General features: G+C 56.2%; 15 protein-coding genes and 1 pseudogene. All 16 read right to left on the bottom strand.

The annotated features are described in order from the left end of the window. Nucleotides 1-14: 14 nt before the first annotated feature. Nucleotides 15-584, bottom strand: a complete 570-nt coding sequence (locus tag BG83_RS0107830; RefSeq protein ID WP_024976189.1) for a GNAT family N-acetyltransferase — start codon at nt 582-584, stop codon at nt 15-17. Nucleotides 585-701: 117 nt separating this feature from the next. Next, on the bottom strand, nt 702-896 hold the full coding sequence (locus BG83_RS0107835; protein ID WP_024976190.1) for a hypothetical protein: 195 nt from the start codon (nt 894-896) through the stop codon (nt 702-704). 86 nt (nt 897-982) lie between these two features. After that, on the bottom strand, nt 983-1,810 hold the full coding sequence (locus tag BG83_RS0107840) for a hypothetical protein (protein ID WP_037031731.1): 828 nt from the start codon (nt 1,808-1,810) through the stop codon (nt 983-985). Nucleotides 1,811-1,978: 168 nt separating this feature from the next. Then, complete coding sequence (locus BG83_RS28300) at nt 1,979-2,593, bottom strand: hypothetical protein (RefSeq protein WP_024976192.1); 615 nt, start codon at nt 2,591-2,593, stop codon at nt 1,979-1,981. Between the two features lie 21 nt (nt 2,594-2,614). Next, nucleotides 2,615-3,151, bottom strand: a complete 537-nt coding sequence (locus BG83_RS0107850; RefSeq protein WP_024976193.1) for a hypothetical protein — start codon at nt 3,149-3,151, stop codon at nt 2,615-2,617. Nucleotides 3,152-3,173: 22 nt separating this feature from the next. After that, the gene (locus tag BG83_RS0107855; RefSeq protein WP_024976194.1) at nt 3,174-3,830 is read right to left on the bottom strand and encodes a hypothetical protein; all 657 of its coding nucleotides are present in this window, start codon (nt 3,828-3,830) and stop codon (nt 3,174-3,176) included. 183 nt (nt 3,831-4,013) lie between these two features. Beyond that, a complete protein-coding gene (locus tag BG83_RS0107860) occupies nt 4,014-5,072 on the bottom strand; it encodes an FRG domain-containing protein (RefSeq protein WP_024976195.1) in 1,059 nt (352 codons plus the stop codon). Nucleotides 5,073-5,090: 18 nt separating this feature from the next. Next, a complete protein-coding gene (locus BG83_RS0107865; protein WP_024976196.1) occupies nt 5,091-5,630 on the bottom strand; it encodes a hypothetical protein in 540 nt (179 codons plus the stop codon). Between the two features lie 177 nt (nt 5,631-5,807). Further along, nucleotides 5,808-6,455 (bottom strand): hypothetical protein, encoded by a 648-nt coding sequence (locus BG83_RS0107870; protein WP_152543682.1) that lies wholly within the window; start codon nt 6,453-6,455, stop codon nt 5,808-5,810. Between the two features lie 59 nt (nt 6,456-6,514). Then, nucleotides 6,515-7,063 (bottom strand): DUF2726 domain-containing protein, encoded by a 549-nt coding sequence (locus BG83_RS27670; RefSeq protein WP_160169391.1) that lies wholly within the window; start codon nt 7,061-7,063, stop codon nt 6,515-6,517. Nucleotides 7,064-7,141: 78 nt separating this feature from the next. Next, nucleotides 7,142-8,839: a restriction endonuclease gene (locus BG83_RS0107880; protein WP_024976199.1), complete on the bottom strand. Its 1,698-nt coding sequence runs from the start codon at nt 8,837-8,839 to the stop codon at nt 7,142-7,144. A gap of 459 nt (nt 8,840-9,298) precedes the next feature. Next, nucleotides 9,299-9,802 carry a DNA-deoxyinosine glycosylase gene (locus tag BG83_RS0107885; protein ID WP_024976200.1) on the bottom strand — a complete coding sequence of 168 codons (504 nt, stop codon included), beginning with the start codon at nt 9,800-9,802 and terminating at the stop codon, nt 9,299-9,301. Further along, nucleotides 9,792-11,558: a recombinase family protein gene (locus tag BG83_RS28305; RefSeq protein WP_024976201.1), complete on the bottom strand. Its 1,767-nt coding sequence runs from the start codon at nt 11,556-11,558 to the stop codon at nt 9,792-9,794. Before BG83_RS28305 ends, BG83_RS0107885 begins: the two co-directional genes overlap by 11 nt. Nucleotides 11,559-11,608: 50 nt before the next feature. After that, nucleotides 11,609-11,743, bottom strand: a pseudogene (locus BG83_RS28605) (DNA-deoxyinosine glycosylase); the annotation flags it as partial. Between the two features lie 8 nt (nt 11,744-11,751). Continuing rightward, nucleotides 11,752-13,674, bottom strand: a complete 1,923-nt coding sequence (gene htpG / locus BG83_RS0107900) for a molecular chaperone HtpG (RefSeq protein ID WP_024976202.1) — start codon at nt 13,672-13,674, stop codon at nt 11,752-11,754. Between the two features lie 103 nt (nt 13,675-13,777). Then, a complete protein-coding gene (locus BG83_RS27680; RefSeq protein ID WP_037031643.1) occupies nt 13,778-15,256 on the bottom strand; it encodes a PLP-dependent aminotransferase family protein in 1,479 nt (492 codons plus the stop codon). Nucleotides 15,257-15,323 lie beyond the last annotated feature (67 nt).

A 15,323-nucleotide genomic window follows, 5' to 3' on the forward strand; every position in this document is an offset into this window, starting at 1 on the left:
CCTGCCACGACTCCTTAGCGAAGCTTTTGGAAGACTGAACCACCTTCAGTGTGGGTAGATTCAACCTTCCAGCCATTCGATAGCCGAAAGTCCGGGACGACCAGACATGAACTCTTCATGAGAAATGATTCGCCCCAACTCTCTTGGTCCTTGTAGCTGAACCGAAAGCCGAGTTTTTCGTAGAAGCTATTTCTTATCCTTCGAGCTTCATCCGTTTTCGCATCATCTGCCGCGAGATTAATTGGCGCCACGTCCACGACGTGCTCTCTGCCCTTGATCCAGTGGATAAGAGGTTGCATAAGCAGCGAGCCGAGGCCAATACCCCGCATCTCTGGGATCTGCAAGTCAATGCGCCCGTCTCCAAGCCAGGCCATGCCCGCCCCAACGCCGATGGGGGACTCATAGGAGGCCGACCACTGAGCTAGTACAGTCGGTACAGCGCATAACGGCCCTTCCTGGTACTGCACTATTACTTCCGCTCTCTCGCACCCGCCGATAAAAGCGACACAGATGGTGTGAGCCGTTCCATCGGGAGCCGTCACGCAAAGCACTTCTATCGAAGGAATTGTGTTGGCATCACTCATTTGCTTTCATCCTGAGTTCTTTGAAGTGGACAACGTGGGCGATGTTTGTACAGGCAGCGGAACACCAGAGAAGCTATCCACTAACAGAGTGCAGGAAAACGCCGACGCCGATGAGGGTCAGCGAAACAACCGTCCTACCTGATTGCCGCTGCCGACGCGGCGACCGTTCCATTCGAAGGTGTACCGCGCCGACGCATCGTAGTAACCCAGCGGTTTGCCTTGGGCGTTGTACGCGACGATATTGCCGTTGGCCCGATCCTCAGTGAAGCCGATCCTGCGGCCCGTTCCATCGAACAGAGGTGTGTTTGCCATCGCTTTCCTTCCTGTGAATGACCGTGAAGTCATTCTATCCAGCCTGCAGGGAAAGGGAGCGGAAGGTGCGGCGACTAAGACATCGCTTAAACTGTCCCTTGGAATTCGGAGCGCAACTTGGAAAAGTCGTCATCAGATACTTCCCTTGAATCATAGTCACTAGTGTCTTCGATCCTCCAAGGGAATACACTCACCACCTTGTGCTTATATCCAACATGCAAGGCGTTTGGCACGTACACAAGCCGAATGAACGGATGATCTTCCCAATCCCGCCGCAAGTAGATCTCGCCTGGAGGCGTGAATAGCCAAGGGAGCTGACCGAAGGCTGAAAACTGTGTTTCGATGATACTGCCGAAAGTTAGCAGCGCGCGAAGGGCTTCATCCCTGGTGTTTACTTCAGTTTCTGTATTGAAGTGAATAGCATTATTCCTTCGCTGCGACAGCTCACGGAAACCCTGTTCTGCTTGCGGCGTTAGAACATTCCAATCCCTCAGGGCGTCGATTGCAACTTCCCAGTTATCAAAGGAATTTTTTCTGTAAACTCTCTTGTAATGAGACGAGTTTTTGTAGTTATCTCGCAAGCCGAGCACCAAATGGTTGAGGACTCGTTCGCCAAGCGCACAAATTCCCGTCAGTGCCGGATAGTACTGACAATGCACGAAGGCCGAACGTGCTTGCGTGTAAAACTGATTGTGGAAGGCAACAACAGAGAATGGCTTAGCGCCGAGATCAATGAAATTTCTGAGCTTTTCGTCGAATCCTTGGGCTCCGAACTCTTGCTGTAAATGCGCGATCGTACTATCTCGATTTTGTCGGTGAATAGCCTTCACCTTCTCATCCCAGTCTTCATTAATGGGGTCAAACGAGCGAACTCGACTATCGAAGTCGAAGCTTAGGATTCGATAGCGCTTCATGTATGCCTGCACCTTTGTGACTGTATCGATTATCCACTGCCATGACGTGCGGGACGCCGCCAGGAACATCTTCCGGCCTCGGCCAGTAGTTCTGCACATGCCGACCTAGTTGGCCTGACGCATACCGTAGACACTGACACTCTCTGGAGATGGCTTTCGCGTCCTATCCTAACTTTTCGGCCAGACGTTCGTGAAGTCCATCTTTACTCGGATCTGCCCCTCGAAGTCCATGATCTTTCTGGCGCAATCAGCTTTGCCCCACCAACGATCCACGACGTACGTATTGATCGGATCTCGGTAGTGATACTGGTTGGTCCCGATCTTCTGGTCGGCGTTTGACGGAGCCAGGACACACGCCAAACCTAAAGCGTAGATGGCGCTCTGAGGCAAGGTCATCGCCTGCTTCTGTATGTCAACAAGGAACTGTTGGTGACCCGCCGCAATTTGCACGGAAACACCAAACCCATCAGGTAACTCGTCACCATGGGCCAAACTACAACGGAACTTCTCGTAGACGATGTCAGCAAAGCCGATTCCGATCTTTCCCTTGGCATCCTTGAAAGGGAAGACCGTCTCTTCCAGGTTCAGTCCTCCGAACATTAGTTCAATGATGTCCAAATTTTCGTCGATGAACTTCCGAAATCGCTCCCCCACTCTTGTGATGTTGGGGTACATTTTTTTGGAAGTGCCATCGACCGCTAGGCACACAAACAACATAGCCTGATCAAGCTCGCTCCTGTCACAGGCATCAAGAGAATGTTTGATGTGGTCGGAAATCTTCATATTAGCTATCTGCTCCGCTAATCATTTGGTGACTTCCTCTTCCCACTGCCCGGTTTTCTCGTTCCGATGCAGATGTAGCTCCGTCGGATAGTCGCGACCGACGGTTCGAAAGGCGGAGAGAATGATGTCGAGCCCAACGAAATAGAGTTTTTCGCCCCTTGCCCTGTCCGACGCCACATACACGCCGAAAAACGCTCCGCGTTCGTCGATCAGAGGTATGAAGACGTAGCTATGAACAAACTGATTGCAAAGGAATAGGAGATCTCGCTGCTCGGTATGCTGAGTTTCCAAATCGAATTTTTCCTCGATTCGGTGAGCGCTCATGTAGTCAACAGGTTCGAGGCATGGCGACCATGACATCGAGAACGTTGTCTTGCGCGTACTCGTCGATACCTTGAACGTGTCGAGTAGCTTACGAATTGCGTAGAAGCCGACAAATAGTTCTCGCTCGATGCGGACCAGATCGCGTTCCTCGTGTGCTTCCTGAACACGCAAACGCTCCAGCCATGTAGCTGCACGTAACAGTGGTCTTTTCCAGTAACGGGACTCGTATATCATCGTCAGTCTGTCTAGATAACGGTCAAGGCGTGGTCTCAGCTTGGGCCTTCATCTCGGTGATCGGCGTGAACAGTTGGTTGACTAGTTCGCAGACCACTCCAAATGTATTCAAGACTGTGGGATGAAGAAGCTCCGAACCGTGAGCGTAGGCATTGCGAATCTTTGGCAGGCTGTCGATGAAGGAGCCTATCCAATCATGGTTTAAATCTTCCGCTGATGGCTGCACATTTGAGTAGTCGACACGCATCGCCGTCAACCCAAGACGTTGCATTTCTAGTATCTGCTCGACTGGGGCCCTGCTCTTCGCTCGTTGAAGAGCCCACTCAGCTCGCCAAGAGATGCGATTGTTCGATATCGCACCTCGTTCCAAAGCCACCTCCAGCCACTTCTGCAAACCTCTCGGGAGTTGAGTTCGTTTCGGAGAGGCTTGCTTGAGCTCTTCCGCGAGCCGAGCACGTAACGCAAACTCCAGGGATGTGAGTGCGTGCTGCTCCGCTACAGCGTGGAAACGATAAACAAACCACGCATATGCATACAGGTTCTTGGCCGTTTCGAAATGCACTCTGACTGGCTCTGGCACCTCATCGCGAAGTGTGAACTGTGCAATATCGCCAAGCTGATCGGCCGCCGTGATCGGCCGGAAGCCCCCAGCGCTGTCGTCGAAGCGCAGGAAATCCAAGTTCCGGGGATCAGCCTCACACAGGGAATCGGCCGTCCTTAGTGACTCACTTGGGTGCAGGCCATCAGCTCTTCCTTCCGACAATTCGCCTCTCCTTGATGACAGTCGCACACAATTTTGCGTAGTGTTGCGTTGCTTGCGGCAGGCGTTTCCACATACTCGCCTTCCGCCCGATGGCCAGCGCTAAGCAACGGGGTCGGCGTCGGCAGCGGCGTCCGGCCTAGGATCTGTTTCTGCTTGTGGAACTGTCACACGCCGAACCGCAACCGCTCTCGCCTTCATAGTGCCGAGCATCTTCTTGCTCCAATCTTCGTCATTCAGAAGTGACTGAATAGCTTGGTCTGTCAGCAACCTTCTATCACTACTCACCTGAGTCGCCAGCGTGGAGATTTCCTTGCGCAAAGCAGGCAAATCTTTGGAAAGAATCCCATAGGGATCGGACGCGAACGAATCGAGAGCCGCCTCGACTAGATCAATCGGGATTTCGCCACAAGCAAGAATCTCCGCAGCAACCTCGGCAAGTGGATCGGGTGGAAACAATAGCTCTCCACCGGCATACATTTCGAGAAAGTGTTGCCCGACATGCCGATCATGTTGGAACTGCAACATCTCAACGCCCGGCTGCACCTCGAACGACGGATAAAAGGAGAGTTCGGTGACCCAAGCGCTCTGCTCACTAGGCCGGGGCAGTTGCTGTGGCCCAAGCGGTATGTAGCTATCGAAGGGAGCATCAAGCTTGTCGAGGTGGACTCGGTAGACTATGCCCTCGCCTGCATCAACAGGCGCCCAGCCATTCTCGGTTTCGCGGCAAGTTGCAAAGAAAGCGGCAACATTGAAGTCATCCGTGAGATCGAGGTATCCCGTCGGAATGCCGTAGTGTTGGGCGAGAGCAATTTCGTCCAGATCCAGGCGCAGATTCGCTGCATGAACAGCAATCGGGTGACGACGTAACTCGCGGGAGAACCGCCATGCTTGAGCTAGCCGGAAAACGATCTTGGCCTGATCTGCGATTGGGCTTCGAAACATCTCCCCGATATCGTTCGACTGCAAACCTCTAGCAATGGACGTTAGCAAAGGCGTATAGCGAGTGTGCTGGCCCCTGTACAAGGTGGAGATGGTGAACGGGAGCGCCCCTACCGTTTCTCCCTCCTTATACCAATACCAGCTGTCTTCGCGGCGCGCTCGATGATCGGCATAGTTCTTCGATATTTCGAGGAGAACCGTGGCAGGGACAGTTCGCATTGCCAAACTCCTATGACTCTATCTGAGCAGAACCTTCGCGACCATGATCGCAGGATCGTTTTCGTAGTCTCGATCCGCAAGCGCAATGACCTTTTGTCTTATGTCTTCCGGCGACCAGAAGAACATTTCCCGTGAGCGCATGAACTCTCGAACTTGTTCTGTTCGCTTCTGGTAAATTCTGCCAACTGCAAGCCCGAGAACCACTCTCGTCTGTTCGTTCGCCATTCCGCTATCGATCAGATCCTGCTTGAGCCGTGCGAGGACGATGGTTCTGTATCGCTCGGTGGTGAATAGCTTGTAGCGCCCCTCTGGTACATCATGCTCGGCCTGGAGCTCCTCGAACACCAAGCCCGGCGAATCCAAGAACGACTTGACCTCCACGGCGACCACCGTGTTCTCGCTGAAACGAAAGGCGAGAATGTCGATCTCCGGACGAGGTATCGAGTGCTTGCCGATAGCTCGCTTCTCTTCCTTGCTGACGTTGACCTTGAATGATCGCCGCAACCAATAGCCCTCAGCCTCAAGCAGCGTACAAATCAAACCTTCGAAGTGGTCCATACCGGCTCCGATTGATAGACACCCCTTTGGCCTCCCCAGGACGACGCCAGGAACATCCTCCGGCCTGGGCCAGCAATTCCATACTGCCCGACCGCCCTGGATGCCCTGACGCTGCCCGAAACCACCTACCTATCACTCTCGGAAGGCTCCAGGGCAAGTCATCGATTTGACCTATCGCTACGAGCCGTCAACGGACTCCGCCGACGTGATCTTCCCCTTGGTTATCAGCCGCACAAGTGGTTGCTGCTCGCGAATCACCAAAGCCACAATCTGACGCATTTCACCCTGTGAGTAGCCAAGTTCCTTTGCAAAACTGACAAACTCCTTGGCGATCGCAACCTGCAACTGCTGATTTTCCAACTCGCGGCGTTCGTTCTCCAAACTGCGCTGTCGCCGGGTTGACCAGAGATCGATGAGATGAAGCAGAAGGTCCTTTACGTGGCCGATGATCTCACCAATTCCTGCCAAGTCCTTGATCCCTGGGGAGGCATAGGATATTCGGCGCACAACTAAGCGCTCATCAGGCTCTAACAGTTCAGATATGGCTGAAATCCGTGCAGCTGAAACCAATGGCGCACGGTCGGGGTGAAGGAGAGACGACCGAGCGGCCACCGCCCATCGCCGCATGTATCTCATCGATGATGGGAAAGGAGTATCGAAATAGAACCTGCGTAGTTCGCGGAGTTCTTCATATTCCATCTCTAGTCCCAGCCTGAACGTATACAGCCGATCAAGCGCCGAAAACGATGCCGCAAATTCACTTGCTTCCCACCGGCCATCGATATTGATCCGAAGTACCTGCCTCTCTGTATCCATACGTTGCACGCCTCCAGTGATTCATGTGGCCACTACTATTGGGCCTTCCGACTCCGACGAGAGCTCGCTCAGCCAACACTGCTCGGTGCCGCCTGATTGTTTGTATCCGGCGCATCGACAGTAGTGGGTCGAACAGGGCCTACGATCTCAAGATGATCACGAAGGATGATTGTGAAATCGACCTTCGATGACGTATAGCGCCTAATCGGAATGCCTGCGGACGCAAGCAATGCGTCGCGTTTCGCATCCCTCTGTTTCGCCGATGCGGAGCCATGAGAGCGGCCATCAAGCTCGATCACATACAGAGGCTTGAGCGTACCGCGTTCGCAAACCAGGAAATCGACGTATTTCTGCGCGAATGCATTACGCCCACCGTTGCGCCTCTTTGCCTCCTTGAGGAAAGCAGACATCGCAACCTGCGGGAAAACATGGGAGGCTTTCAATGCGACTACGAGACGCTCGTAAAGCTCTGCCTCCCACTTGTCCATCAGAGCCGGTTTTGACACCAGCGAGACGGCAGAAGCTTGTGCACCGCCTGCACCGCGTTTGCCTTTCGTCGCGGCAGCCAGCACAGCCAAGCCGATCATCACGGCTAGTAGAACGAAGAACAGCTTCACACTCCCCTCCCAAGCTATGACCATCGACCCAATGACAACTCGCGTCCTACCGCAGTTAAAGGAGAATTGAAGGAGTCGTCACCGGTAGCCAGTAGGGGTAATGAGCTTCTTGGCTTCTTGAATGTCGATCCGAGCCCTATGCCCATGCTTTTCGAGCAAGCTTAGCAAGTTGCCACCATTGAGCAATGTTAGTGGCTTACCCTGTGCGAAGTCGTATGATTCAGATCCGTAGTCCGAGGTCGTGACCAGCACGCCCTTCGTCGCACCTTCTGCCATGACAGTGCCATACAGATCACGAACTGCTGCGACGCCGACAGTATTCGTCCAGCGTTTGGCCTGAATCACGATCTTTCCGCCTCGGATTGGGTCCGGATCAAATGCCACAGCATCCACGCCGCCATCCCGACTCGCCTGCGTTACCCTTACCTCACCGCCCGAGGACGTGAACTCCTTCTCAAATAGTTCACGGATCAGGTGTTCAAAGTCCTCCCAATCCATTGCGGCGAGATTGACACTGTCATCAAGAGTTCCAACCACCGCATAGCTTGCGATAAAGCGTTTGTCTTCGCGCGACCACTGCATGACGGGAGGAACAGCCGTCAGACCACTCAGTCTTGCACTTCCCACACCTTTGAGCGACTTGAAACACTCTTTCGGATCAACTTGTGCGAGGTTAATGTTCATGAACTCTGACTTATTGGCGCGAACGGAAAGTACGCAGGCCGACACGTCCAACCCGGTTTTCGGACTGATTGAGTTCACTATGCCATTCAAAACAATCGAGTCGATTGCATCGATTTCATCGCTTACAAAAATCTCGTAGAGAGATCTCAATGTGATCTGGTAAAGAACAGAATCGTATAGCCGAAGACGCTCCGCTTCAGATATGTGCGTCTCATCCAATTCATTCCTAACCGCAACGAATTTTACAGATTTCAGCGTCGGTAAATCACTCGGCGCCGGCAATTGCGCTTCGACTAGGAGCGTGCGCGAGGCAGCGTCGTAGTCCATCTCACTGGAAAGGTTAACGTAATCAGGATATGGCGAATCGCTGAGTACGTAACTGCAGTAGTTAACCACCGCTTGAGGTTCTCTTGCTAGGTAGGCTTTGTGCAGAATATCGACGGACCGGTGCTGCTCAGTCTGCCGCTCCTGCCAAGCAGTCCGCTCCGATTCCCACGCGCTGTGCAAGACCTTGTGAGCATGTTCGGCCTGACGTACAGATGAGTTATACGTCTCCAAAGCGGCCGTGTAGCCGGCCTGAATTCGTGCGTCTTCCTTATTCCAATAGAAGAGATCGGCTTGGTATTGCGCCTCCGCCTCGGAAAGACGTTTCTGCCGGCGACTAGGAATGAGCTTGTCCAGCAACCCGAGAGAGGGCTGATATCGCGGGTCACCACGCTCTGGTTTGTCTACTACGAAACCCCTCTTGGGTGGATGAGGCTGAGCCGGCATAGCCGGCTCAGATTCCGGGAACGGTGCCCGGTCCTTCATCGACTCCCAATCGATTCGGATACCTTCAGCAACACGGGCCGAGAGCAAGGTTCGCAGCAGCTCCAATTCCGCCACCGCATCTTCCGTAAGCGCCGCCGCCACCTCCTTGCTCTTGTCGAGGATGCGCTTGTCTACTGCTCGCTGTGAGAGAGCCGCCCATCTCTTATCCCACTCCTCAGCGAGAAGACGAGCTTTTGTTTCTACAATCTGCGAAGTCTCGCCCTTGATGACACGATGTTTCGCAAGCCCTTCGTGCCAGGCTTCGACCTGATACCCTAACACTGAGCCGCTTCTGCTCCATCTAACGGCAATCCCTCCAAATCTAGTGGCATGCATTATCGCCCCCGTTTCTTGGTGTGCAGATTATTTTGGTGTCGTGGCCGTATTATGCATGGTCATTCGTGGCTCACAACAACCCGGTAACGGGGCGGATATCAGCAGTAATACAGCCCAGTGTTCCCGGCAATGTGAGAATCGAGCTTCATTCCCCCCCTTGCCATCTGTATAGCCGACCACTGCTACCAACCCTTGCCAAGCATGTCAGGCCATTCAGAACGCCGCCCAGGCCATCTTCCAGACTCGGCCAGCAGTTCCATACATGCCGATCACCCTGGATGCCCTGACGCCGCAGATCGCGGACAGTCCTGGGCATGGTCAACTAGCACCGGGCCGATGCCAATAGGCGACATGTAGCGCTTACCTACAATCGACAGGTATTGGCACTGCGAGCGTCAACAGCCGTCAATCAGAATCGCCCAGCCATACCCGCAGCTCCCGCCAAGCACGCAGCTTTTCCGAATACGGCACTGTATGTGCGGGACTACTAGAAGGAAGCCGCAGGACGTGATGCTGATCGCCATATCGTCCGAGAGCCTTCAAACCAATGCGTTCAGCAGTCCCACCATTGAACGCAATCACAGCCAGTTTCGGCAGCGATTCGACTAAGCCCACCAGATCATTGCCGGCATGGCCGCGAATCTTGCTGTCCAGACTGCCCTCTCGCATCGCTTCGGCCACTACATCCCACAGGCCAACGCGATGCGCTAGAAGCGTCTGCAACCGAGTCGCGTATTCCATGTGAACCAAGTCTTCACCGAGGAGATCGCCAACCAACCGCCAAAAGTGATTCTGCCGGTTCGCATAGTATTGCCCTTCTGCAAGCGACACTTCCCCAGGTAGGCTACCGAGAATCAGAATCCGAGTGTTGGCATCGACTACTGGTGGGAAGCAGCGCTTAAGCGTCATCAGCCGTCTCTACCGCTACCGCACCTTCTATTGCAGCAGCGATCCTTTGTGAACGCATGGGGTCCATCTCCAAGACCTGTCCCTGTCGAACCGTGCGGCTGACCCCGTTCCGCAGATGCGCGATGAAGTAGCGTGCATTTCGATCTGGTTTGACGGGTAGCTGCGAAAAGTAGTCCTCTATGCGGACTTCATCAAACCCGTCATCCTTCAACTGGCTACGCAACGCTTCGATTTCATCCGATGCAAGCATGGGACCACCAGGGAATAGATCGATTCGCCGCACAACTTTCTGCACCTCGCTCAGCATTCGGAAACGCAAACGCAGCTTTTCATCGAGGTCGATTTCCTTGGACTCAAGCTGCCCCATCAGTTGGCTCAGCATTTCGAGCGATGCCTCTTCGTCCCGTGTGGTATTCGACAAAATCTGGACTTCGCTTTGTAGAGCAAGTCGCTGCTTCTTCAAGTCGTTCAGCTGAGACTGCACATCCCGCAGCCGTTGAACAAGGATCGGCATGTCGCCACCAGCTTCGATGGCCGCCACCAGATTCTTCTGTTTTGTCTCGGTTTCTTCCACCATGGCGCTACAGGCAGCCAAGCTGGCACGCTTTGCCGTCACCCCATTGTCAGCAGATACCTCACCAAGGACGCGATGCAGATCTAGCTCTCTCGTGAACGTAATGAACTCGGATTCCAGGTTCCTGATGTTGTACGAAACACTGACACAGCCTCCGCCCTGCAACGACTTTGAGCAGTAAAGAAATCCAGTGTTGATTCCAGGCTTGCGCCGGATGTGCATCGGACTGCCGCAGTAACCGCATTTGGCAGTGCCCTGGAAGATGTTGTAGCACTGACCTTTTCGGCCAGCGTTCATTGTTCCCTTGTTCCGGTCCCGGGCCTTACGCATCGCCTGCACTTCATAGAAGAGCGTCTTGTCGATGATTGGCGGGTAGTAGTCTTCGACAAAGGTATTGGTCGTTGTGCGCCCGTTGTTGTCTTGATCCATCTGCAAGACACCGATCACAGCGATGTTGTTGATATTGAACCCGACCGTACTGTTCTGCCAATGCTTCGAGTGCTGAGCCGTCGGGGTGCCACGGGCATTCAGCTCCTTCGCAATCAGCACGTTGCCCATCCCATCTTTCGCGAGATCGAATATCAATCGGATCGTCGCAGCACTCTCCTCAATGACTTCATACCTCGTCTTGTCATCGGAGATCTTGAGCCACCACGGGCAACGCCCGATCTTCACTTCCTTGTTGGCGATGACTCGCTTTCTTCTTGCGTCATACGCTGCCTTGATCCGCCTCGACTTCACGGCCGATTCTTCGTGCGCACGGGACATGCTCACCAATGCGATGAGCAATGGCGTCCAGTCGTTTCGCAGCCGATCCTTGCTATAGATGGCTCCGTCAACGAGCGTGACGATGGTGATACCGCGATTGATGATGGACTGAAAGACGGCTAGCGCTTCTGTCACAGGGAGACGTGACAGGCGATCCAGTGATTCGACGAGCAAATACGAATCGGGCTGAACACGCCCTTCGTCGATTGCCGCTACGAATTGACCGAGTGCGCCCCGTTCGATGTTCAATCCCGTGAATGCGGAGACACCAAGGTCCCGCACATTCAGCGACTGATCCAACGTCAGGCCGTGGTCAGCGGCATATTTTGCTGAGGCTTCAAGTTGGCGGCGGAGGGAGTCGCCCCGGATCTGCTCAGGGGTGGAGAACCGGATGTAGGAGTACGCGACGGGCATGAAATCGGCGGGCGGGCAGGCTCCCGCCGATTATATCTAGCCAGGTGTCAAATTGACCAAAGGTCTTTGTGCTTGTAAGCGTAGTACTGCGATTGCGCAAGCGATGCTTCGCCGGGAAGGCTGCCCAGGATCAGCACGCGCGTGTGCGCGTCGACCACGGGCGGAAAGCATCGCTTGAGCGTCACGCTTGTCGTCAGGCCAGCAGGCGGTTCACGCGTTGCACGTAGGCTGCCGGGTCGGCCAATGCGCCACCCTCGGCCAACAGTGCCTGATCGAACAGCACATGCAGGCGATCTTCAAACGCGGCGCGATCGGCGTCGTTGCCGGTTACCGTTTCGAGCAGCGCGAGCTTGCGCACGAGCGGGTGCGTCGGGTTCAGTTCCAGCACCGGCTTGCTGTCGGGCGCTTGTTGGCCGGCCTGCTTGAGCAGACGCGCCAGCGTGCCGCTGATGTCGCCTTCATCGGCCACGAGGCACGACGGCGAATCGGTCAGGCGATGCGTGATCCGCACGTCCTTGGCCTTGTCGCCCAGCACCGCCTTGGCACGCTCAACCAGCGCCTTGAACTCGCCCTCCACCTTGGCGTGCTCGGCCTTCTCGGCCTCGTCTTCCATCGCACCCAGGTCGAGATCGCCACGCGCCACAGACACCAGTTCCTTCTCTTCGAAGTCGTGCAGGAACGAGAGCATCCACTCGTCCACGCGGTCGGTCAGCAGCAGCACTTCCACGCCCTTCTTGCGGAAGATTTCCAGATGCGGGCTCGACTTGGCAGCCGTCCAGCTTTCGGCCGTCACGTAGTAGATCTTGTCTTGGCCTTCCTTCATGCGGCCGATGTAATCCGCCAGCGAGACGGTCTGGGCGCTGTCTTCGTTGTGCGTGGAAGCAAAGCGCAGCAGCTTGGCAATGCGGTCCTTGTTGGCGTGGTCTTCGCCGATGCCTTCCTTGAGCACCTGGCCGAAGTTCTGCCAGAACGTGGCGTACTTTTCCTTCTCGGCCGCGTCATCCGACTCCGCCATCGATTCGAGCATGCCCAGCACGCGCTTGGTGGAGCCTTCCCGGATGGCCTTCACATCGCGGCTTTCCTGCAGGATTTCGCGCGAGACGTTCAGCGGCAAATCGGCCGAATCGATCACGCCCTTCACGAAGCGCTGATAGGCCGGCAGCAGTTGCTCGGCGTCGTCCATGATGAAGACACGCTTGACATACAGCTTCAGGCCGCTGCGGCGCTCGCGGTCCCACAGGTCGAACGGCGCGTTGGTCGGGATGTACAGCAGTTGCGTGTATTCGCTGCGGCCTTCCACACGGTTGTGCGTCCATGCCAGCGGCTTGCCGTTTTCGTGGGCGATGTGCTGATAGAAGGCGATGTACTGATCGTCCGTCACATCAGCGCGCGGGCGTGCCCACAGTGCGCTGCCCTGGTTGATGGTTTCCCATTCGTCCTGGGCCACCATCGTTTTCTTCTCTTCGTCCCACGCCTCCTTGCGCATCTGGATCGGCAGGGAGATGTGGTCCGAATACTTCTGCACGACCGACTTCACGCGCCAGGCGGAGAGGAAATCGTCCTCGCCCTCGCGCAGGTGCAGCGTGATGGTGGTACCGCGCTCTGCGCGTTCAATGGTGTCGACGGTGAATTCGCCGTCGCCGGTGCTTTCCCAGCGCACGCCTTCATTGACGGCCACGCCGGCGCGGCGCGATTCCACCGTCACGCGGTCGGCCACGATAAACGCCGAGTAGAAGCCCACGCCAAACTGGCCGATAAGCGCGGCATCCTTCTGCTGGTCGCCCGACAGTTGGCTGAAGAACTCGCGCGTGCCCGAGCGGGCGATGGTGCCAAGGTTGCGGATGGCCTCATCGCGGCTCATGCCGATACCGTTGTCGGCAATCGTGATGGTGCGCGCGGCGGCATCAAAACCGATGCGGATGCCAAGCTCACCACCGCCTTCCAGCAGCGACGGGTTGGCGATGCCCTCAAAGCGCAGCTTGTCCACCGCATCTGACGCATTGGAAACCAGCTCCCGCAGGAAGATTTCCTTGTTGCTGTACAGCGAGTGGATCATCAGATGCAGAAGCTGCTTCACTTCTGCCTGGAAAGCCATCTTCTCGTGCGGTGCGCTCATGGTGTGCATAAAAAGTCTGGAAAGTGGAAAGAGAAGCGGGCTACACCTTTGCGCGTGCGCCCGCATGAATTTGTGAGGCTAGATGTGGTGTGGCGCCCGGTTTTCAAGCCCCGCGTTCGAGCTGTTCCGCCAGGAACCGGAGCAAGTCCGGGTCCGCGCTGGTCGCAATGTTGAAGCGCATCCACGTCGACGGCATCTGCGACGGCGAAAACAGGCTCCCCGGCGCAAACACATAGCCGTGCTCATGCCCGGCGCGCGCGATGGCATTGGTGTCCTGCCCCGTATCGGCCCAAAGGAACATGCCGGCGCCCTGCTGCGCAAACAGCTTCAGGCCCAAGCGTTCGAGGCTGCGTTGCACGCCGTCACGGGCGCGATCCAGACGGGCGCGTATGCGCTCCACGTGCTTGCGGTAGTGGCCTTCGGTGAGGATCTTGTAGAGCACGCGTTCGTTGATCTCTGGCGTGACCAGACCGGTCAGCAGTTTGCCGTCGACCAGGTTCTTGGCCAGCTCGGGGTGGCAGGCGATGAACCCCACCCGCAGGTTGGCTGCCAGCGTCTTGGAGAAACTGCTCAGGTAGATCACGCGTCGCAGCTGGTCCAGGCTTGCCAGCCGGGTGCCGGGGTGGCCGGGCGGCGCGAGGTCGCCGTAGATATCGTCTTCGACGATCAGGAAACCGTACTGCTCAGCCAGCCGCAGCAACTGAAACGCCTTGGCAGCCGACAATGAGGTGCCCGTCGGGTTATGCAGGATCGAATTGATGATCAGCAGCTTGGGCCGACGCACCTGCACCAGCCCTTCCAGAGCAACCAGGTCCGGGCCCTCGGTGGTGTACGGCACACCGATCACCTGTGCGCCTTGCGCGGCAAAGCGGCCGAACATCAGGAACCACGCCGGATCGCCCACCAGCACCGTATCGCCAGGCTGCACATACTGGCGCGCGATCAGGTCCAGCGACGAGGTGATGCCCGACGTCATGACGATCTGGTCCGGCCGGGCGCCGATCTCCAGTTCCGCCAATCGCGTCTGCAACTGCTGACGCAGCGGCAAAAAACCCTGCGGCGATCCCCACGCGAGAAACTGGTTGCCGTTCTGCCGGCCAAGGGTGCGCAGCGCGTTGGCGATCAATTCACCATCGAGCCAGCCGTTGGGCAGAAAGCCGATGCCCGGCGCCTTGCGGGGCTCGGCAGAATGGAACATGTTCCGCAGCAGCCAGGTCACGTCGATCTTGCGTGCGGCGGTGGGCGGCGGTGCGACCGGCTCCTCGGGCAGCGGCGTGTGGCGCTCCTTCACATAGAAGCCCGAGCCCCGGCGCGATTCCAGATACCCCTGCGCCACCAGGCGCTCGTATGCCTCCACCACAGTGAACCGCGAAATGCTCTTTTCCTGCGCCAATTGCCGGATCGATGGCATGCGCATGCCCGCGCGAAACACCCGCTCATCAATGCGCATGCGCGCCCATTCGGTGAGCTGATCCACCAGCGTCATCTGCGCAGACGGAATCGGGTCAGGCAACTGCTCCGCCGCCGGGCGGGCGGCCGCGCGACGGGCGTCCAGGCTGATGATGTGGGAGGTGGAATTCATGACGAGGAAGGCTGAAGCGGGGCCGAAAACTGTACAGAAAGCGCCACGACAAAGTGTACAGGTACTG

The sequence above is a fragment of the Ralstonia pickettii genome (assembly GCF_000607165.1).
GTDB lineage: Bacteria > Pseudomonadota > Gammaproteobacteria > Burkholderiales > Burkholderiaceae > Ralstonia > Ralstonia holmesii.

Excerpts from the sequence above, each read along its gene's own strand:
- BG83_RS0107885 (WP_024976200.1), bottom strand. The coding sequence starts at position 9,802 with ATGACGCTTAAGCGCTGCTTCCCACCAGTAGTCGATGCCAACACTCGG.
- BG83_RS0107865 (WP_024976196.1), bottom strand. The coding sequence starts at position 5,630 with ATGGACCACTTCGAAGGTTTGATTTGTACGCTGCTTGAGGCTGAGGGC.
- BG83_RS0107830 (WP_024976189.1), bottom strand. The coding sequence starts at position 584 with ATGAGTGATGCCAACACAATTCCTTCGATAGAAGTGCTTTGCGTGACG.
- BG83_RS28305 (WP_024976201.1), bottom strand. The coding sequence starts at position 11,558 with ATGCCCGTCGCGTACTCCTACATCCGGTTCTCCACCCCTGAGCAGATC.
- BG83_RS0107860 (WP_024976195.1), bottom strand. The coding sequence starts at position 5,072 with ATGCGAACTGTCCCTGCCACGGTTCTCCTCGAAATATCGAAGAACTAT.
- BG83_RS28300 (WP_024976192.1), bottom strand. The coding sequence starts at position 2,593 with ATGAAGATTTCCGACCACATCAAACATTCTCTTGATGCCTGTGACAGG.
- BG83_RS0107835 (WP_024976190.1), bottom strand. The coding sequence starts at position 896 with ATGGCAAACACACCTCTGTTCGATGGAACGGGCCGCAGGATCGGCTTC.
- BG83_RS27680 (WP_037031643.1), bottom strand. The coding sequence starts at position 15,256 with ATGAATTCCACCTCCCACATCATCAGCCTGGACGCCCGTCGCGCGGCC.
- BG83_RS0107850 (WP_024976193.1), bottom strand. The coding sequence starts at position 3,151 with ATGATATACGAGTCCCGTTACTGGAAAAGACCACTGTTACGTGCAGCT.
- htpG (WP_024976202.1), bottom strand. The coding sequence starts at position 13,674 with ATGAGCGCACCGCACGAGAAGATGGCTTTCCAGGCAGAAGTGAAGCAG.
- BG83_RS0107840 (WP_037031731.1), bottom strand. The coding sequence starts at position 1,810 with ATGAAGCGCTATCGAATCCTAAGCTTCGACTTCGATAGTCGAGTTCGC.